14 protein-coding genes are annotated in these 17,278 nt (G+C 66.6%); 5 read left to right on the top strand and 9 right to left on the bottom strand.

Annotation, left to right across the window (positions count from 1 at the left end):
- The first annotated feature begins 555 nt into the window (after nt 1-555).
- The 3 genes from NA4_RS02680 to NA4_RS02690 are packed head-to-tail and all read left to right on the top strand — an operon-like array spanning nt 556 to nt 3,292.
- Nucleotides 556-1,548: a hypothetical protein gene (locus NA4_RS02680; protein WP_067463294.1), complete on the top strand. Its 993-nt coding sequence runs from the start codon at nt 556-558 to the stop codon at nt 1,546-1,548.
- Nucleotides 1,545-2,690 carry a sensor histidine kinase gene (locus tag NA4_RS02685; RefSeq protein ID WP_084496743.1) on the top strand — a complete coding sequence of 382 codons (1,146 nt, stop codon included), beginning with the start codon at nt 1,545-1,547 and terminating at the stop codon, nt 2,688-2,690. Before NA4_RS02680 ends, NA4_RS02685 begins: the two co-directional genes overlap by 4 nt.
- Entirely contained in the window at nt 2,687-3,292 is a 606-nt protein-coding gene (locus NA4_RS02690; protein ID WP_067463298.1) for a response regulator transcription factor, read from the top strand. The genes NA4_RS02685 and NA4_RS02690 overlap by 4 nt, the downstream gene beginning before the upstream one ends.
- Before the next feature lie 115 nt (nt 3,293-3,407).
- On the opposite strand, the gene NA4_RS02695 is transcribed toward NA4_RS02690, so the two are convergent.
- The gene (locus NA4_RS02695) at nt 3,408-4,271 is read right to left on the bottom strand and encodes an alpha/beta hydrolase (RefSeq protein WP_245671056.1); all 864 of its coding nucleotides are present in this window, start codon (nt 4,269-4,271) and stop codon (nt 3,408-3,410) included.
- A gap of 220 nt (nt 4,272-4,491) precedes the next feature.
- The gene (locus NA4_RS02700) at nt 4,492-5,214 is read right to left on the bottom strand and encodes a TetR/AcrR family transcriptional regulator (RefSeq protein ID WP_067463302.1); all 723 of its coding nucleotides are present in this window, start codon (nt 5,212-5,214) and stop codon (nt 4,492-4,494) included.
- 92 nt (nt 5,215-5,306) lie between these two features.
- Between NA4_RS02700 and NA4_RS02705 the strand changes: the two genes are divergently transcribed.
- Complete coding sequence (locus tag NA4_RS02705; RefSeq protein WP_245671058.1) at nt 5,307-6,752, top strand: MFS transporter; 1,446 nt, start codon at nt 5,307-5,309, stop codon at nt 6,750-6,752.
- Nucleotides 6,753-6,855: 103 nt separating this feature from the next.
- Nucleotides 6,856-7,446, top strand: a complete 591-nt coding sequence (hsaB, locus tag NA4_RS02710) for a 3-hydroxy-9,10-secoandrosta-1,3,5(10)-triene-9,17-dione monooxygenase reductase subunit (RefSeq protein WP_067463307.1) — start codon at nt 6,856-6,858, stop codon at nt 7,444-7,446.
- 39 nt (nt 7,447-7,485) lie between these two features.
- Here hsaB and NA4_RS02715 read toward each other — a convergent pair whose 3' ends face one another.
- The 7 genes from NA4_RS02715 to NA4_RS02745 form a co-directional block, all read right to left on the bottom strand.
- Complete coding sequence (locus NA4_RS02715; RefSeq protein ID WP_067463310.1) at nt 7,486-7,941, bottom strand: Fur family transcriptional regulator; 456 nt, start codon at nt 7,939-7,941, stop codon at nt 7,486-7,488.
- 18 nt (nt 7,942-7,959) lie between these two features.
- A complete protein-coding gene (locus NA4_RS02720; RefSeq protein ID WP_067463313.1) occupies nt 7,960-9,579 on the bottom strand; it encodes a (2,3-dihydroxybenzoyl)adenylate synthase in 1,620 nt (539 codons plus the stop codon).
- A 94-nt stretch (nt 9,580-9,673) separates the two neighbouring features.
- Nucleotides 9,674-11,029, bottom strand: coding sequence for a salicylate synthase (locus tag NA4_RS02725; protein WP_084496744.1), 1,356 nt, complete (start codon nt 11,027-11,029; stop codon nt 9,674-9,676).
- Nucleotides 11,026-12,162 carry an alpha/beta hydrolase gene (locus tag NA4_RS02730; protein ID WP_157128758.1) on the bottom strand — a complete coding sequence of 379 codons (1,137 nt, stop codon included), beginning with the start codon at nt 12,160-12,162 and terminating at the stop codon, nt 11,026-11,028. The genes NA4_RS02725 and NA4_RS02730 overlap by 4 nt, the downstream gene beginning before the upstream one ends.
- Nucleotides 12,159-13,745 (bottom strand): NAD(P)/FAD-dependent oxidoreductase, encoded by a 1,587-nt coding sequence (locus NA4_RS02735; protein WP_067463318.1) that lies wholly within the window; start codon nt 13,743-13,745, stop codon nt 12,159-12,161. Before NA4_RS02735 ends, NA4_RS02730 begins: the two co-directional genes overlap by 4 nt.
- Nucleotides 13,746-13,758: 13 nt before the next feature.
- Nucleotides 13,759-15,537: an ABC transporter ATP-binding protein gene (locus tag NA4_RS02740; protein WP_245671060.1), complete on the bottom strand. Its 1,779-nt coding sequence runs from the start codon at nt 15,535-15,537 to the stop codon at nt 13,759-13,761.
- The gene (locus NA4_RS02745; RefSeq protein WP_067463319.1) at nt 15,534-17,240 is read right to left on the bottom strand and encodes an ABC transporter ATP-binding protein; all 1,707 of its coding nucleotides are present in this window, start codon (nt 17,238-17,240) and stop codon (nt 15,534-15,536) included. The genes NA4_RS02740 and NA4_RS02745 overlap by 4 nt, the downstream gene beginning before the upstream one ends.
- Between the last annotated feature and the right edge of the window lie 38 nt (nt 17,241-17,278).

A 17,278-nucleotide genomic window follows, 5' to 3' on the forward strand; every position in this document is an offset into this window, starting at 1 on the left:
AGTCCGATCTATCGCTGCGGGCACCGCACGCGGAACCATTTACGGCTTACCGCAGTGCAATCGGGCGAAGAACGATATCCTCGTAACATGTCTGCTCCCTCCCAAGAGCAACTTCGAGCCGCACACTGCTGACTGTGCGCCCAGAATGGCTGTTGTGTTGCCTGATTTGTCCACCCGAGGGTCTCCGCTCCGAGAACCGGCACGCGGGAGACCCGAAATCAATTTCAAGCTACGGCCCGAATTTCAAGCTACGGGCTGATCGATGTTTGCGCGAGCCCCCAGTGCAGGGGGCAAGCCGAACCATACGTCCCTCGTTAGACCCACGGAATCGACGATCGCATCCGGTCCGTACGGTCACCAGAGGTGTATGTCGACAGCGTTCGATGATTAATATCATGGATGAACGTAAACATTGGTCACTCGTGGACTATCCGCGATCGGAGAACACTCACGGGGGTGGTTACGGTCACGTTGGAGCGTGCGCCGGCACAGAGCGCGGCCCGACTCGAGGGGGGCGGAGCCGCACCAGGGGCATTGCGGCGTCTGTCTGCACGCATGCCGCGCGACATCGTGGATGTCGCCGCGGCAGGTACAGTCGTGGCCGCACTGGCGCTCGCGCTATTGGCCCTGCTCGCGACCGTGACCAGCACTGGCGCCAACCCGAGGGCCAATGTCGGCGTGACCGCCGTTCTGCTGACCGTATGCCTGCCGATCTATCTGCGGCACATAGTCTTTGCTATGCGTGGCGCCATACCACGTGAAGCGTCGTTGACGTTGGCGGTACTGGCCGCGCTTGTGCTCGGCGCGACGCCCGTGCTCGGGGCTCCCTGGTTGAACACCCTGCACATCGTCGCCGTGGTGGTCGTCCTGACACTGCGGCCGATCCTCGCGTTGCCGATCTCGCTGATCCTCGTCGCTGCCACGGCGCCGTCGGCGCTGCTGCTCGGCGCGTCCGAGCAGGACGCGCTGTGGTTGTCGGTGACGACCGGAATGCGAGTCATCGCGGTATACACGCTGGTCTGGATGGTTGTCGCCCTGCGAAGGCTGCGCGGTGCCGGGGCGGCCCTCGCCGAGCGGGCAGTCGCAAGGGAACGACTGCGCATAGACCGTGAACTTGCGCGGACGGTGCAACGAGCGCTCGTGGAAATCACCGCCTCCTCGAGTCGCGCGGAAGAGTTCACCGCCCGCGGAGATCGCGCATCAGCTCGCACCGAACTCGAAGCTCTGGTCGATGTTTCGCGTCGCGGGCTGTCCGAGGCCCGCCAACTGATCCGCGGTTTCCAGCATCCGGCGTTCCATCATGAGATCGCCTCCGCGTCGGCACTTCTCACCGCTGCGGGGATCCAAGCGCGGGTCGAGCTTCCCGCCACCGGGCCGCCGGAGCAGGCAGACGAATCGCTCCGAGCCACTCTGCGCTCCGTGCTGGCGCGGCTGCTCCGCGACGGGGCGGACGGGTCAGTGGTGCTCACCGTTTGTCAGGTCGACGGCGACTGGGTGCTCGAGTGCCACATCGAGTCGCTCGTACCGAGCTCAGGGAGCAGCGCATGACCGATGCATCGCGACCTCTCGTCGGACCCTGGCTTGTGACGGTGCGGCACGCGCGGGTGCTCCTGATCGGAACCACCTGCGCGACGGGCGCTTTGGCACCGTCGCGGGCGCCCGCGCCGGGCCCCGATCTGTTCGGCGTCGCGGTTCTGTTGTGGGTTGCCGCGGCCGCTGTGGTCCTGGTCCACCTTCGCCATGCGTTCGGCACGATCCCGAACGAACGCCCACGCTTCTGGCCGGCGACGTTCCTGCTGCTGACCGCACTCGTTTACCTTCCGATGACTTGGTTTCCGGTAGCGTGGGGCATCAGCCAGGTGTTCTTCATCGCCTCGGCCGCAATGCTGTTCCGTGGATGGGCCCGGCTCATCCTGGTGACGGTGCCGATCATCGGAACCGCGGTGGGCAATCTGGTCGACTCCGACCGTGCCGACCCGTGGCTGATCACTGCGGATGTCATCGAGGTGGTGGTCGTGTTCACCGTGCTCTCCGCGTGCCTCTTCGGCGTGGCCCTGCTGGTGCGCGCCGTGGACCAGCTCGACCGAACGCGTACCGACCTGGCCGAGCAGGCGGCCGAACGCGAGCGGCTGCGGGTATCCCGAGATCTGCACGACCTGCTCGGTCAAAGCCTCTCGGCGGTGTCGTTGAAAGGTGACCTGGCCGCCGCGTTGCTGGCGAGCGATCCCGGCGCGGCGAGGTCGGAGATTCAAAGCGTCGCCACGCTCGCTCGCGACACCCTTCAGGCCATGCGCCGGGTCACGCTCGGCGAACACACCGTTTCGCTGAAGGCCGAGGCCGAGGGGGCCGCCGCACTCCTATCCGCCGTCGGCATCGACACCCACCACCACATCGACCTGCCACAGCTCACGCCCGAAGTCGATGACGCGCTCGCATGGGGAACCCGCGAAGGCGTCACCAATGTGCTGAGGCACAGTGCCGCGCGCACCTGCTCGATTGTCGCCGGCCGTGCCGACGGCATGGTCTTTCTGGAAATCGTCAACGACGGCGCTCTGAAGAAGACCGGCGCGGGCAATGGCCTGTCCGGTCTCGCGGAGCGTGCCGCAGCGCTGTCGGGTACCTTGTCCGCGCGACAGAGCAGAGACGGCAGATTTCGGCTGCGCATCGAAATACCGGAGGTGACACGATGATTCGTGTGTTGGTCGCCGAAGACATGCACATGATCCGCGGCGCGCTGGTGGCGTTGCTCTCCCGCGAGGACGACATGGACGTGGTCGCCGAACTCGATCGCGGCGATCGTATCGTCGACGAAATCGTGCGCACGCGACCCGATGTCGCACTGCTGGATATCGATATGCCGGGCCTCGACGGCCTCAGCGCCGCCCAACGTGTCCACGAACGGGTTCCCCAGTGCCGGGTGCTCATCTTGACCGGGCTCAGTCAACCGGGGTACCTACTGCGTGCCTTGCAGGCGCATGTGCGCGGCTTCGTCGTCAAAGACGCACCGGCACAGACGCTCGCCGACAGCATCCGTAAGGTCGTCGCCGGTGAGCGAGTGATCGATGCGGACCTGGTCGCCGCGGCGCTCGAAACCGGCACCAGTCCCCTCACCACCCGCGAGGCCGACGTGCTCCGGGCCGCCGAGACCGGGATCAGCACCGACGAAATCGGGCAGTCGCTGTTCCTCTCGTCCGCGACCGTGCGCAACTACCTGTCGAATGCGATCACCAAAATCGGCGGTCGCAATCGTATCGATGCGATCCGTATCGCCCGCAACGCGGGCTGGCTGTAACAGCCGAGCTGCGAACCGTGTCATCTTGGTGAAAGCCGGGACCGGTGCCGGCCCTTCGGGGCCGCCTGCGGAGGTAGGTCTCGATACCGAGCAGGCGGGCCCACTACCAGGAATACTAGGAGCTGGCTGCCGCGGCGGTGATGGTCGCGACGACCTCATCCGGGTGTGACACCGGCGAGGCGTGCGAGGATTTCACTTCGCTGATCCGTGCCTGCATGCGGTCGGCCTGGAACCGTTGCGATGCGGGTGGAAAGGTCAGGTCGTCGGTCGAAATCAGGTACCAGCACGGCACCTTGGCCCACGACGGTTCCCCGCTCGGCTCGGCATTCGCGGCGGCAGAGGTGGGGCGCTGGCTGGCCGCGAGCCGTGCCGCGACATCGGCGCTGACATCCTGCGCGAAAACCGCACCGAACTGCTCCGGGGCCATCGTCACCTCCGCCCCGTTCTCGGTGGGCTGGATGCGCAGCGCTGTTTCGATCCTGCTGCCCGGATAACGAGCGGGATCGCTGAGGGCCAGCACCGATTCCCCTCGCTCCGGTGCGAAGGCCGCCACGAATACCTCGGCCTTGATGTTCGGGCGGTGGATATTGCTGATCACCGCACCGCCATAGGAGTGCCCGACGAGGACGACCGGTCCGGTTATCTCTTCGATAGCTTTGGTGACGGCGGCCGCGTCCGCGGCGGGGCCCCGCAGCGGATTGTCCGGCTGAACCACCTTATAGCCCTGACCGCGCAGGTTTTCCGCGACGGTGTCCCAGCTCGAGCTGTCCGAGAACGAGCCGTGGACCAGCACGATCGCGGGCTTTGCGGCCGCGTTGGTCTCGGCTGGTTTCGAGGTGGACTCGGTGTCGCTGCCGCATCCGGCAGTTGCCAGCACGGCGGTCGCGACGAGAGCCGTGGCGACATTTCGGAGTCGGACGAGCATCTGCATGGCGTTCCAATCTCGTGTAGATGAGCGCTGCCCGGATTCAGTGGGCATGTGAGGTTGATGCCCTTCCACGCGCTGTCGAAGTCCCCCGTGAGCGCCCGATAATCGATGACACTGCCGACTGTCGCAGCCGGGCCGATGGCGTGGTAGATACCGATGTGTGCGGTGGCCGATGGCGAATGTCATTACTGAACGCATTCACCACCGAGTTGAACGCCGCGGCATGGTCGGAGAAACTGGAGCTATACGGACGATCCGCACTGCCATGTCGTCATGGTCGGCACGGTCTTGGATCAGGTCCGGTTTCGGCATGTTGGTCGGGGTCGACGATGGCGAGGGTCAGGCCGTCGATGATGTGGCGTGCTGCGTGGGCGGTGCTGTATCGGGCGGCCGCGGTCGACCATTGCGGCAGTAGGCGGACGACGGCGGGGAAGTCGGCGAGCAGTTCCGGTGTGGCGGTGTCGGTCCAATGTGGTGGCGGCTGTCCCTCGGACGTGGCCTGTCGGCGTTCGTCGGCCGCGCGGCGGGTCATGAGCTCGCCGAGCGCGAATCGCCACATTACGTTGTACATCCACAATGCTTCCGCGTCGCTGGCACCGAGTTCATTTGCGGCACTGATGAATCCATCAAGGATCCAGATCGCCGCGCGGCCGAAGGTCTCGCCCCTGACGAGGATGTCGAGCACCCATGGCAGCTGGTCGAGGGTATCGATGAGATAGACCACGATCGTGACCAAGCGATCTCGCGGATCGTCGGGTAGTTGCGGACGGTCCAATTCGTCGGCGCGAGCGCTGAGGACGGCGAAGAACAGCGCGTTTCTGGTGGGGAAGTGGTGATAGATCGCTGCGGTGCTGACGCCGAGTTCGCCTGCCAGTCGCCGCATGCTGAACCCCCCGAGTCCCTCGGTGATCAACAGTTGGGTCGTCGCAGCGACGACTGCCTCCCGGCTGACCCGGATCGGGCGGCCGCGCTTGCGGGCAGAAGTGGGAGGCACGGTGCTCCATTGTGGGTATCACAGCCCTCGACAACCTGGTAAGGGTGTGCTAACTATATTAAAAAACGCGTTCGTAAATTATGGAGGTTGCGGTGCCCGCACGCACACCTGAACATCCGAAGGCGATCCTGGCGGTGGTCTTCCTGCTGATGTTCTTGGTCTCACTGGATCTGTCGATCGTCAATGTCGCATTGCCGGATATCGACACCGCTCTGGAGTTCAGCCCTACGGCGTTGAGCTGGGTGATCAACGCGTTCATGCTTCCCTACGCAGGCTTGATGTTGCTGGGAGGCAGGCTGGGAGACCTGACCGGTCGCCGAAGGCTGCTGTTCGCGGCTTTGATCGTCTTCGCGGTGGCCAGCGCGTGTGGCGGTGCGGCGCAGGACGGCTGGCAGTTGATCGCGGCCCGGGGAGTGCAGGGCATCGCGGCAGCGGTGTTGTCGCCGATGTCGCTGGCATTGGTGACTTCGGAATTCCCTGAGGGACCGGTGCGCGCGAAAGCGATGGCTGTCTGGGGTGGCGCCGGTGCGGCGGGTGGCGCCTTCGGCGTGGTCATGAGTGGCCTGCTGACCGACAATCTCGGCTGGCGCTGGGTGATGTGGGTCAATCTGGTGTTCGTCGCCGCCGCTCTGGTCGCTGTCTCCCGCGGAGTGCGCGACACGACGGCGGTCCGGCGCGGACCGGTCGACGTGCTCGGAGCAGTGTCGGTCACGATCGGGATGACGGCGCTGGTCTCCGCGGTGATTGCCACCGAGCACCATGCATGGGGTTCCACGACGGTGCTGGGCTGGTTCGCGGGCGGAACCATTGCGCTCGCGGTGTTCGTGTGGGCCGAATCCCGCGCTGCGGATCCGCTGATTCCGCTGGGCTTCCTGCGGCGACGTTCCCTGGTCGGCGCGACCGTGTTCGGCTTCATGCTGGTGTCCGCCCAGATTGCCAGTTTCTACTTCGTCTCGCAGTTCCTGCAGCGCGTCCTCGGCTACAGCTCCACCGAAACCGGGCTGGCGTTCCTGCCGTTCTGTGTGGGGGTGGTCGTCGGCCTGCGGATCGCGCAAGGTGTGATGGTTCGAGTCGGTCCGCGGCAGGTGATGGTTGTCGGTGGCCTGCTCGGCGCACTGGGGCTGGTGTGGTTCGGTCGCGCGACAGTGGACAGCGGTTTCTTCACTGCAGTGCTGGGACCGTCGCTGGTATGCAGCGTCGGAATCGGCGCCGCCATGGTGGCAATGGGCGTCGCCGGGGTCTCCGGCGTGACAGCCGAACAAGCCGGATTGGCATCGGGCGTTCTCAACAGCTCGCGCCAGCTCGGCGGATCGCTGGGGTTGGCAGTGCTGGTGACGATCGCAGGAAACGTGATCGGCGATTCGACCGCGCGTTCCGATCTGGCACACGGATACACCACCGCGCTCACCATCGCCGCCGCTCTGCTCGCGGCGGGATCTGCCGCTGCGGCGGTGATCCTTCCCGGTCGCCGTGCGGTGTCTTACGCGGCGGACACACAGGCGCTGCCAACCGCACCCGCACTGGCCGACAACGACTGAGACCGCGGATCGGCTGGCCACTGGGCCGCGCATGAGATCCGTTGCTCCGCGTCCCGCAAACAAGTTCGATCGCAGACACCGACAAGCGGAAAGGCGGCAACTCATGACAACCACCAGCGAATATCCAAAGATCGACAGTCGCCGGTTCCGGAACGTGCTGGGGCAGTTCTGCACCGGTATCACGGTGATTACCACATTCCGGCCTGGCAGCGACGAAAATCCGGCTGTACCAGTCGGTTTTGCCTGTCAGTCCTTCGCAGCCCTGTCTCTCGATCCACCCTTCGTGCTGTTCTGTCCCACCAAGGGGTCGCGCGCCCTGTCCGCGATCGAACAGTCCGGACGATTCTGTGTGAACGTACTCACCGAGCAGCAGCAGCGGGTGTGCGACCGCTTCGGCTCTCGTGAACCGGACAAGTTCGCGGGAATAGAGTGGAGCACTTCGGCATTGGGACTTCCGGTCCTGAAGGACGTGCTGGCCACGATCCAGTGCACGGTGGACAGCGTCCTCGACGGCGGTGATCACCACATCGTGGTGGGCCGAGTCCTTGCGCTGTCGGAGCAGACGAACTCCGGTGGGCCGCTGTTGTTCTACCGAGGTCGATACACCGCCATCGAACCGGGGAAATCGGGCGCGGCGCCGTGGCGTATGGACTTGGAGCGCTTCTTGACCACGACCCCCCTCGACTCCTGGTAGTAGGGAGCCAGTCGCGTCGGGACTTCGGTGCGTGAGGGTTCACCTGGTGCCGGGTGCACAGTGTGGACAGACGCCATAGAGGTTGATGCTGTGGCTGATGTCGCTGTATCGGGACTCGGCCGCGACGTGGGCGACGTAGTCTTCCACGTCGTCGACGGCCAGCTCTTCAGCGCGGCCGCAAATGCGGCACAGCAAGTAGTGACGATGCCCGTACGTGTTGTTGTTGCGCCGATACAGTAGCTCACCGTGTTCGGAGCGCTGGGTTTCGACCAGCTGATCGTCGGCCAGCAGTCGGAGGGCTCGGTACACGGTGGTGAGCCCGATACGGACATCGGAGGTCCGGCGTAGGTAGGCGTGGAGCTGTTGGGTGCTGAGGAATCGGTCGGAGTGGCGCAGCGCGTCCAGGACCGCCATCCGTTGTGCGGTCGTTCGCTGCCGCTTGACCGCCGTGGCGGGGTGCGTGTGCTGTGGCGTGGGTCGGTCCGGTTGGCGCATCTGTGAGTCCCGATAGGGTTATGGATCCAGCGTGCGTAGGGCTTTCTTGTCGATCTTGCCGACCGCGGTCACCGGCAGCGTGTCGACCTGACGCAGCACATCGGGGAGTTTGTAGGTGGCCAGGCCGCGGTCGGTGAGGAACTGCTTGATCTCGGCCAGAGTGGGCAGGTCGCCGTCGACCACCAGGACTGCGCAGACCTTCTCGCCGAGCGCGGGGTGGGGCAGGCCGACGGCCGCCGCGTGGCGGATCGCCGGGTGGGCGAGCAGATGCTGCTCGAGCTCGTCACATGAGACGTTCTCGCCGCCGCGATTGATCACGTCCTTGATCCGGCCCGAGACGACGAGGTGACCGCTGGGAAGCACGCGGACCAGGTCGCCGCTGCGGTAGTAGCCGTCGGGTGTGAAGGCGCGGGAGTTATGTTCTGGCGCACGGTAATAGCCGCGAATGGTGTACGGGCCGCGAGTGAGCAGCTCACCCTCTTCACCCGGGGGCACGTCGTTGCCCTCGCCGTCGACGACGCGGATCTCGTCGGCGGGCGACAGCGGACGGCCTTGGGTGGTGCAGATCAGCTCGCTGCTGTCGTCGAGGCGGGTGTAGTTGAGCAGTCCCTCGGCCATGCCGAACACCTGCTGCAGCCGGGTCCCGAGTGCAGGCTCCACGTCGCGGGCGTTGACCTCCGCCAGCTTGGCGCCGCCGACCTGCAGCAGGCGCAGCGACGAAAGGTCAGCCGACTCCCATTCCGTTGCGGCACACCACAGTTGCGCCAGCGGCGGCACCACGGCGGTCACCGTCACCCGGTACCGCTCGATCGCGGCGAAGGCGCTTTCCGGACTCGGATCGATGCTGAACGCGATCGAGCCGCCGGTGGCGATGGTGCCGAGAATGCCGGGGCAGGCCAGCGGGAAGTTGTGCGCTGCGGGCAAACTCGCCAGGTAGACGTCGTCGGGACCGAAATGGCAGATCTCGGCCGATGCGCGGGCGTTGTGTTCGTAGTCGTTGTGGGTGCGCGCGATCAGCTTGGGCAGCCCGGTGGTACCGCCGGACACCAGCATTACGGCGATATCGGCCGGATCCACCTCCGGCAGCGAACCGCTTTCGCGCGGAATCGAATTCAGCTCGGTGAACGGTCCGGCAGACCCGAGCACCAGGACATGGCGCAACGTCGGGACCCGCTCGGTGACCTCGGCCGCCAGTTCCCGGTAGTCGAAGTCGGCCGCCTGGTCGGCGACGATGTACGCCACGGCGCCCGAGAGCTCAGCGAGATGCTCGATCTCGGCGCGGCGGTGCGCGGGCAGGGTCAGCACCGGGATGGCGCCGGCCCGGAGCAGGCCGAACAGCACCGAGGCGAATTCGGGCACGTTGGGCAGTTGCACGATCACCCGGTCGCCGGGCGCGATGCCCAGCGCCGCAAAGCCGTACGCCATCCGGTCCGCGTCGGTGTCCAGCTCGGCGTAGGTGCGGGGGCCTGCCTCGGTGTGCAGCGCGGGGCGCTGTGGCCATTGGCGCGCCGCGTCCCGCAACAGTTCGCCCAGCGTACGGCTCGTCCAGTACCCGGCGGCGCGGTAGGCATCGGCGAACTCGGCTGGGATCGGCACGAAGCCGTCGCGGTCGTTTCGAGTGGCGGGTGTCGCTGTCATGGGTGCTGCCTGCTTCGGCTGTGCGGGTGTCGCGCGTGCGGATCAGCGTCAGTGCCAGTACCGACAGAGCGCGGCTCGGTCACGGCTTGCTCGCTCATGGCCGGGTTGCGTCCTTTCTGTTGTCTCGGATGCCGTCATTGTGCCGACGGGGCACCACGTAGGGGGCGATGCTGGTGAGCTTCTCGCGGGTTTCCTCGTGCTCACGGGCGGGTGTCGATGCTGCGACCACGCCTGCGCCGGCACGCAGCCAGGCCTGCCCGTTGCGCTGATAGACCCCGCGCAGAATCAGCGCGGCGTCGAGCGCGCCGGTGTGCTCGGCCATGAGCACGGCACCGGCGTAAAGGCCGCGGGGGCCGTCCTCGAGTTCGCCGATCACCTGGCATGCCGCGCTTTTCGGGATGCCGGAGGCAGTGATTGCGGGAAAAACGGCCGTGAGTGCGTCCCATGACGTGTACGCGTGGCCCAACAGCGTTGCGACCCGGGAGCCGAGGTGCTGCACGCTGCCGCGGTCTTTCACCTCGAGGAACTCGCTGATCCGTGTCGTGCCGGGCCGACCGATCGCGGCCAGTTCGTCGAAGGCCAGTTTCACCGAGGCGGCGTGCTCGAAGACTTCCTTCGGGTCGGCGATCAATTCCGCGCGGAGCGATTGATCGGTGTCGGAATGTCCGGTGCGGGCACGGGTTCCGGCCAGCGGCTGGGTGGCCACCAGCCCGGCGGGGTCGGCCTCCAGCACGGTCTCGGGACTGAATCCGGCGGCCTGCCAGCCGCCGAGGTCGAGCAGGAACGACCGGGCTGGAGTGTTGGCCCGCCGCCCTGCGACATAGGTGGCGGGCATGTCCACCTCGAAGGGGACTTCCACGCGCCGCGACAGGATCACCTTCTGCAGTTCACCGGCGTGGATCCGGCCGATGGCTTCTTCGACGCGGTGCAGGTAGGTGGCGTCGAGTCGGTCGACTCGCACCGGTGCCGTGCTGCCGGACGTCGAATTGGTTAGGGCGGCAAGGAGATCTGTGCCCAGCGGGGATCGACAGCTGCGGACGGTCACCGCGTCTTCGGTGATTTCCAGCTCGATGCCGGGAACCATCAGGTGCGCGAGCACCTCGCTCGAATCCGCGGTGGCCGGGTGGGCGAGTTCGAAGCACGCCCACCCGTAGGCCCGCCATCCCGTGACCGGGGTTCGCTGCAGCGCCGCTCGCACCCGGGGCCAGGGTGTGCCGGTCCACGTTTCCTCGATGTATCCGCCGAGAGTCGAACGCAGCCAGCCCGCTCCGACAGTCACCTCTCCGACCGGGTCGCCCGCCAAGTACCACGTGCGATCACGCTCGTAGACCACGTAGCTGGTGAGCAGCCGCGAGTCGGCTAACGCAGCGACCATCGCGACGGGATCGAACCGGCCATGGAGCACAGTGTGCTCGTAGCACGTCCCCGGTGCTTCGGCGATATCGGTCATCGCACACCGCCGGGGCCGAGCTGATCGTTGAGGAACGACAGGATCGCCGCCGTCGTGGCGGGAGCGGTGCGTTCGAGCGCGAGGTTGTGCCCGGCATGCGGCACCACGTGCGCGGTCACAGGTGTGTGCGGTCCGAATATCTCGCGCACCGACGCGGTCAGGGCTGCCGAGGATGAACAATCGTAGGCGAGAAATCCACAGGTGAAGCGGTCGTCGCCGCCGTCGACCGCGAGCACCGGACTCTCGACCGTGCGCGCGGCATCGGCGATCTCGCCCGGTGACACCGTCGCCTGTAAGGGCAGCGGCGCGACGTCTTTCAACGTCTCGTCGGCGGCGATCACGGCCGGATCGGTGTCGGCGGTGTTGTAGAGGATCCCGCGCGAGCCCGCCGCGGTGGTCACATACCCGACGTCGGCTCCTGCACTGGAGAATTCAGGGTCCAGCGCGGCGGGGACGAGGTTCGGAAGCAGACCGGTGGCGAAATCGTCGACGTTGTAGCGGTGGGTGAAAGCGGTGAGGACCAGAGCGTCGACATCGTGGTACCGGCCGGCCTCGAGCAGCCCGGCCAGTGCACCGCTACTGTGGCCGACGACGGCCACAGTGTTGAATGGTGCGGCGCCGAGGTCACCGTGCCGCAAGGCGGCCACCATCTGATGGACCGCTGCCGCCAGCCCGGCGTAGGTCACCGCGCTGCTGGGCGGACGCGAGGAGCGGCCGGTGCCGGGCAGGTCGATGCGCAGTGTCGCGTATCTCGCGGTATGTGCGGCATGGGTGTAGGAGTAGTCGGGCCAGTGGTACGGGAAATCCCAGTAGCCGCGGTTGGCGGTGAAGCCGTGGAGCAGAAGTTGCACCGCGCGAGCACCCGGCGGCGAGCACAGGGTGCCCGCGACTCGCTCCGCCGTCTCCGCAACGGTGATGGCGACGTCATGACAGGGTGTCGATTGTGCCTGTGCCCGAGGGCTTTCCGTCGTGACGGCGGCCAGCATCGCGGCACCCACGGCCACGGCACCGGCCGCGCGGGCCACCCGCACTGCCCGCGGTACCGGCCTTGCCTGGAACGCGGTGGGACGATGCCGGGTGCGGCCAAGTCCGGGATACGGACAAGCACCGGGCGGCGCTACCGACCGCGTCACGCGAACGACTCCCTGATCCGCTGCGGTGCATCGGTGCGTGACCACTGCCCGACTCGCATCGCCAGATCACGATTCATGTCGAAGAATTTGATGTCGGGTTTCCCGTGTGGCATGTAGTCGGGCCAGAATCGCTCCCGGTCGAGGTAGCCGATGAGCGCATCGGCGGCTGCTGCGGGGTCGAGCTCTCCGCGCTCGACGGCGTGACAGGTGGTCCGGGCGTGGGCGAGAAGTTCTCGCAACGCCTTGGCAAGCTCGGAATCACCGGCTTCCCTGTCACGGAACACCTTGTCGTCCCGGCTGATCAGGTATTTGGCGAGAGTATGTTCCAGCGTGGCGGCGGTATAGAAACTGAATGTGTCCCACACCCTGAACATTGCGTTCCACAATGAGTAGTCGCGGAATGCGACGTAGGAGCAATAGGCGAGAGCATCGTGCGCGTCGAAGAGCCGCTGCTGGAGCACGTCGACGAACGCGAATCGACTCGTGGACCAGTCGTCGTCGCGTGTCGCCTCGATGATCCGGTAGGCGAGTGCGTTGACGATCTCGAAGGAGTTGCCCAGTCCGCGGGAGAACAAGGCGTCGATGGCTCCTGCGGACTGCGCTGTCAGCGTGAATCGGTCACCGACGGTGCTCGTCGCGGAGTATTGCAACCGTCCGGTACTGATCCAGGGACGGACTGCCTTGGCGGATTTGAATTGCCCGGCCACGGCAGGGAATCGGCGCAGGAAGTCCTCGAACTCCTGTTCCGGCGCGTCACGGTCGTCGAACACTGCGGATCCGGTCAGGGTGAGGCCGACACTGCACACCGGATTCGTCGACCGTTCGTGGTTGTCGAACGGGATGACCCACAGCCAGCCACCGTCGAAGATGTGATGCAGTGTGCCGTTGTGCCATCGGCACGGCTGACCGTAGTCAACGGGTGCCGCGTCGTCGTAGGGCGTGACACCGACCATGTGCGTGAACAGCGAACGCGAGTGTGTGTCCGCACGGGTCGGTTGCTCGCGGAGCCCGAATCGGTCGGCGAGGGCGGAACGGAAGCCGGTGGCGTCGACGAGATATTCGGCATCGAAGTGCTCGCCGGTCGCGGTCCGCAGTCGGGCACCGCGACCGGGATCGATGTCGATCTCGCTGATGCGGGTGTTCAGCCGAGGAGTTGCCCCGTATCGGACGGCGAGGTTGAACACGTACGTGTCGATGTCCTGCCGGAACCAGTGTGATTCGGCGCGAAACCAGATCGGCAGCACAAGCTGATTGGCCTGCGCCGGATCGGAGGGTTCGCCTTCGGTGTGATAGACGAACCCGAAGTTCTGCTTCTGCCCGCACGTCGTAGCCACCTGGTCGGTGGTGTCCTTGAAGTTCGACAATGGCGCGAGTTCGGGCACGTCGTAGCGCTCGGCCATGATCTGCATCGTGGAGGTCGCGAAGGGAATCGTGGATTCGCCCACCGCGAAGCGCGGGTGCACGCCAGCATCGATCAGCAACACCCGCACGTCGTGCCGGGCCAGGATCGTGGCGAGTGTGCTGCCGGCTATTCCGGCGCCGAGGATGGCGACGTCATACCGAGTTTCGGTCGACGATGTCATGGATAGCTCCTTGTCAGACTGTCGGGTGATCGGTGGTCGCCGCCACCGCGGGCCGGGACTGCGGCCGGTCGGTGGCGAGGCGCCAGCCTCGGGCGCGTTCGCGCGTGTGCCAGAAGCGCGCGTACCTGCCGCCTGCCGCGATGAGGTCGGCATGCCGCCCGTGCTCGGCGATCGTCCCGTCCGCGAGGAACAGCACCTGGTCGGCGTTGACGAGAGTGGCCGGACGGTGGGCGATGACGAGAACGGTCCGGTCGGCGGCAAGCGTGGCGAGACCGTCGCGGATGGCTGCCTCGTTCTCCGGGTCGAGCGCGGAGGTCGGTTCGTCGGCGAGCACGATCGGAGCGTCCTTGAGCATCGCTCGCGCGATTGATACTCGCTGGCGCTCACCGCCGGACAGGATGGCGCCGCCCTCGCCGACGCGGGTGTCCCAGCCTTGGGGCAGGCGAGCGACGATCTCGTCGACACGGGCAGCCGCTGCGGCGGCTAGCACCTGCTCGTCGGTGGCGTCCGGGCGGGCCAGGCGGATGTTGTCGGCGATGGTGCCGTCGAACAGGTATACATCCTGGAACACCAGCGACAGCTGCGACATCAGGACCTCGGTGGAGATGTCCCGCACGTCGCATCCACCGAGCCGAACGGTTCCCGCGTCGGTGTCGAAGAAGCGCGCGATCAGCCGGGTGACGGTGGTCTTTCCCGAACCGGAGTGACCGGCGAGCGCGGTGAGTTTCCCGGCTGGGATGGTGAACGAGACATCCTCGAGCACAGGCGTTGCCGGCGCGCCGGTGTCGCTGGGGTAGCCGAAGCTGACGTGATCGAACTCGATCTCGGCGCCGTGCGGGCGCGCCGGTGCCGCGGGCTCGGGCAGCGGCGGTGTGGCGAGGATGTCGTGTATCCGCTGGAGGTGGTTGCGGGCGACTTTCAGCGCACCGCCGAGCTCTCCCGCGGCCAGCAACGGCTCCACGAACCGGACAGCAAGCACGAGTAGCGCCAGCAGTGTCGCGGTGTCCAGCGAACCGCCCGCCGCGAGATACGTACCGTACCAAAGGGTTACGGTAAATGCGGCCTGCACGACGAAGGTGAACGACACCAGGCCCGGCACAGCGGCGGTGATGAGCCGTCGGCCCGCATTACGTTGTGCGACCAGGGCGTCGTCAAGAGCGGCGAATCCGCGCGTGATCTGTCCGGACGACCGCAGAACACGTTGCGACTGAGCATATTCCACCACTCGGCTGCCCGCCGCGGCTGTCGCTGCATGCGAGCCCCGCTCGGCATGCTGGACCAACCGGCCGGTCCACCAGAACGCGGCGGCGATGAACGGTGTCGTGACGAGGACTGCCACAGCGATGCGCCAGTCGAACACGAACATCAGCAGCACCACGGTGGCCGGTGTGACGACAGCCGAAACGATCGGCCGCAGCAGATTGGCCACCGTGTTGGCCACCGCCATCACACCTTCACCGGCGAGGGTGCCCAGTTCGCCGACTCGCTGGGTACCGAACCAGCCCAGCGGCAGAGTGGAGACGTGGTCGCCGAGGCGATGGTGCAATTGGCGTAACACCGATCCACCGAGTTCATACCCGGCCTTGGCAGTACGCAAGAACAGCGCCCCGTACCCGGCCGCCACCACGGCGAGGATCGCTATCCACGGCCAGGCATCGGCGGGATCGGAACTGAACAGCGCCTGCAGCACGGGCACGAGCAGGGCGAACACCACCCCCTGCAGCACAGCGGTCAGTAGCGTCAAGATCGCGACGGCGCGGAGATTGGTCATGGTCGCCAGTAGCCGGATCACGCGTCGGCTCCCTTCCACGCCGCCCACATGGCCGCGTACCGGCCACGGCGGTCGAGTAGTTCGTTGTGGGTGCCTCGTTCGGCGATCACGCCGCGGTCGAGGATGACGATCTGGTCGGCGTCCACGATGGTGCTGAGCCGGTGGGCGACAACCAGCACCGTGCGACCGGCGGCCAGTCGTGACAGTCCTTCCTGGATCTCCGCTTCCGACTCGGGATCGACGGCGGCGGTTGCCTCGTCGAGCACGAGCACCGGCGCGTCGGCCAGCAGCGCCCGTGCGATGGATACCCGCTGTGCTTCTCCGCCGGACAGCGGAGCATCGACGGTGTCGTAGCCTGCGGGCAGAGCGCGGATGCGGTCATCGATGGCAGCGGCAGCGGCAGCGGCGGCGACCTCGCCGAAATCGGCCTGGGGACGCGGTAGCGCGATGTTGTCGCGCAGGCTCATGCGCAGCAGCCGCACATCTTGGAACACGAAACCAACGGTGCGATAGAGGGATTCCTCGGAGAGGTCACGAACGTCGGTTCCCCCGATAGTTATTCGTCCTTCGTCAGGGTCGTGGAAGCGTGGGATCAACGAGGCGAGCGTGCTCTTCCCCGAGCCCGATGGCCCCACGATCGCGGTCACCGTACCCGGCCGTAGCTCGAGATCGATCCCGGCGAGGGCGTCGGTCTCGCCGTCGTAGCTGAACCGGACCTGGTCGAACCGCACCGGCAGGCCCGCTATGCCGTTGCCCGTGCTCGCGTCGGACGCCGCCGCGGCTCCGTACGCCAGGGTGGGCGTAGCGAGCAGTTCGCCGACATCGCCGGCGGCCTGGATTCCCGCCTGCATCGCTTGGCCGCTCTGCGACAGCGCCAGCACCGGCGCAGACAGCGCGAGCCCCAGCAATGCGAACGGCAGCAGATCGACAGCATCGAGCCGTCCGGTGGTCACCAGCGCAGCGCCGCCGACCAGAATGACCACCAGCATGCCCACCGGGGACAGGGCCAGCCCGGCCGCGGCCGAGACACCGATGACGCGGCGGATCCAGCCGATGAAGAAGTCACTGAAGTCGTCGGCGGCCCGTCGATAACGCTGATGGGCGCGGCCGGTCTGGCCGAACATCTTGACCACCGCGATGCCCTGCACGAATTCGACGGCGCTCTTGCTGATTGCCGTCAGCGCGTCGTTGTAGGCCCGCATGCCCTCGCTGTAGCCGGCCATCGAGCGCCGGTACAGCTCGATTCCGATCGCGAGCGGGATCAGGGTGATGAGCGTCATCTGCCAGTCCACCCAGAACAGGTAGACCAGGCACACCACCGGCGTCACGACAGCATTGACGATCTCGAGCGACGAATGCGCGATGAGATGGTGCATCGCGGTCACGTCGTCGCCGACCGACTTCCGCAGCGCACCAGATCCGCGATCGTCGAACCAGCCGAGCCGCACCCGGCCCACGTGCCCGGCGATGGCGCGGCGCACCGACAACTGGATGTCGTTGTCGGCGTAATGCGTCAGCGAGGCCGCGACCAATGACAACGCCAACCGCGCCGCAAGAGCTACCACGGCCGCGACGACCGGCGGCCACGGATCACCGCCGCTGAGCAGTCTGTGGCCCAACTCGGCGACCGCCGCGAACGGCACAACGCCCGCGGCCGCGGCCAGGACCTGACAGAGCACTGCCGCCAGGAGTCTGCCGCGCGCGGGCCGGAGGAGTTCACGCATCGCCGATCTCCTGCCGTCCGCCCGGATCCGGGATCTCG

Origin of the sequence: Nocardia amamiensis NBRC 102102 (assembly GCF_001612745.1) — a bacterium.
Classification (GTDB): domain Bacteria; phylum Actinomycetota; class Actinomycetes; order Mycobacteriales; family Mycobacteriaceae; genus Nocardia; species Nocardia amamiensis.

What these genes read in the sequence shown, in the direction of transcription:
- NA4_RS02725 (WP_084496744.1), bottom strand. Translation starts at nt 11,029, where the DNA reads ATGACCGATATCGCCGAAGCACCGGGGACGTGCTACGAGCACACTGTG.
- NA4_RS02680 (WP_067463294.1), top strand. Translation starts at nt 556, where the DNA reads ATGCCGCGCGACATCGTGGATGTCGCCGCGGCAGGTACAGTCGTGGCC.
- NA4_RS02690 (WP_067463298.1), top strand. Translation starts at nt 2,687, where the DNA reads ATGATTCGTGTGTTGGTCGCCGAAGACATGCACATGATCCGCGGCGCG.
- hsaB (WP_067463307.1), top strand. Translation starts at nt 6,856, where the DNA reads ATGACAACCACCAGCGAATATCCAAAGATCGACAGTCGCCGGTTCCGG.
- NA4_RS02735 (WP_067463318.1), bottom strand. Translation starts at nt 13,745, where the DNA reads ATGACATCGTCGACCGAAACTCGGTATGACGTCGCCATCCTCGGCGCC.
- NA4_RS02715 (WP_067463310.1), bottom strand. Translation starts at nt 7,941, where the DNA reads ATGCGCCAACCGGACCGACCCACGCCACAGCACACGCACCCCGCCACG.
- NA4_RS02685 (WP_084496743.1), top strand. Translation starts at nt 1,545, where the DNA reads ATGACCGATGCATCGCGACCTCTCGTCGGACCCTGGCTTGTGACGGTG.
- NA4_RS02720 (WP_067463313.1), bottom strand. Translation starts at nt 9,579, where the DNA reads ATGACAGCGACACCCGCCACTCGAAACGACCGCGACGGCTTCGTGCCG.
- NA4_RS02695 (WP_245671056.1), bottom strand. Translation starts at nt 4,271, where the DNA reads ATGCCCACTGAATCCGGGCAGCGCTCATCTACACGAGATTGGAACGCC.
- NA4_RS02745 (WP_067463319.1), bottom strand. Translation starts at nt 17,240, where the DNA reads ATGCGTGAACTCCTCCGGCCCGCGCGCGGCAGACTCCTGGCGGCAGTG.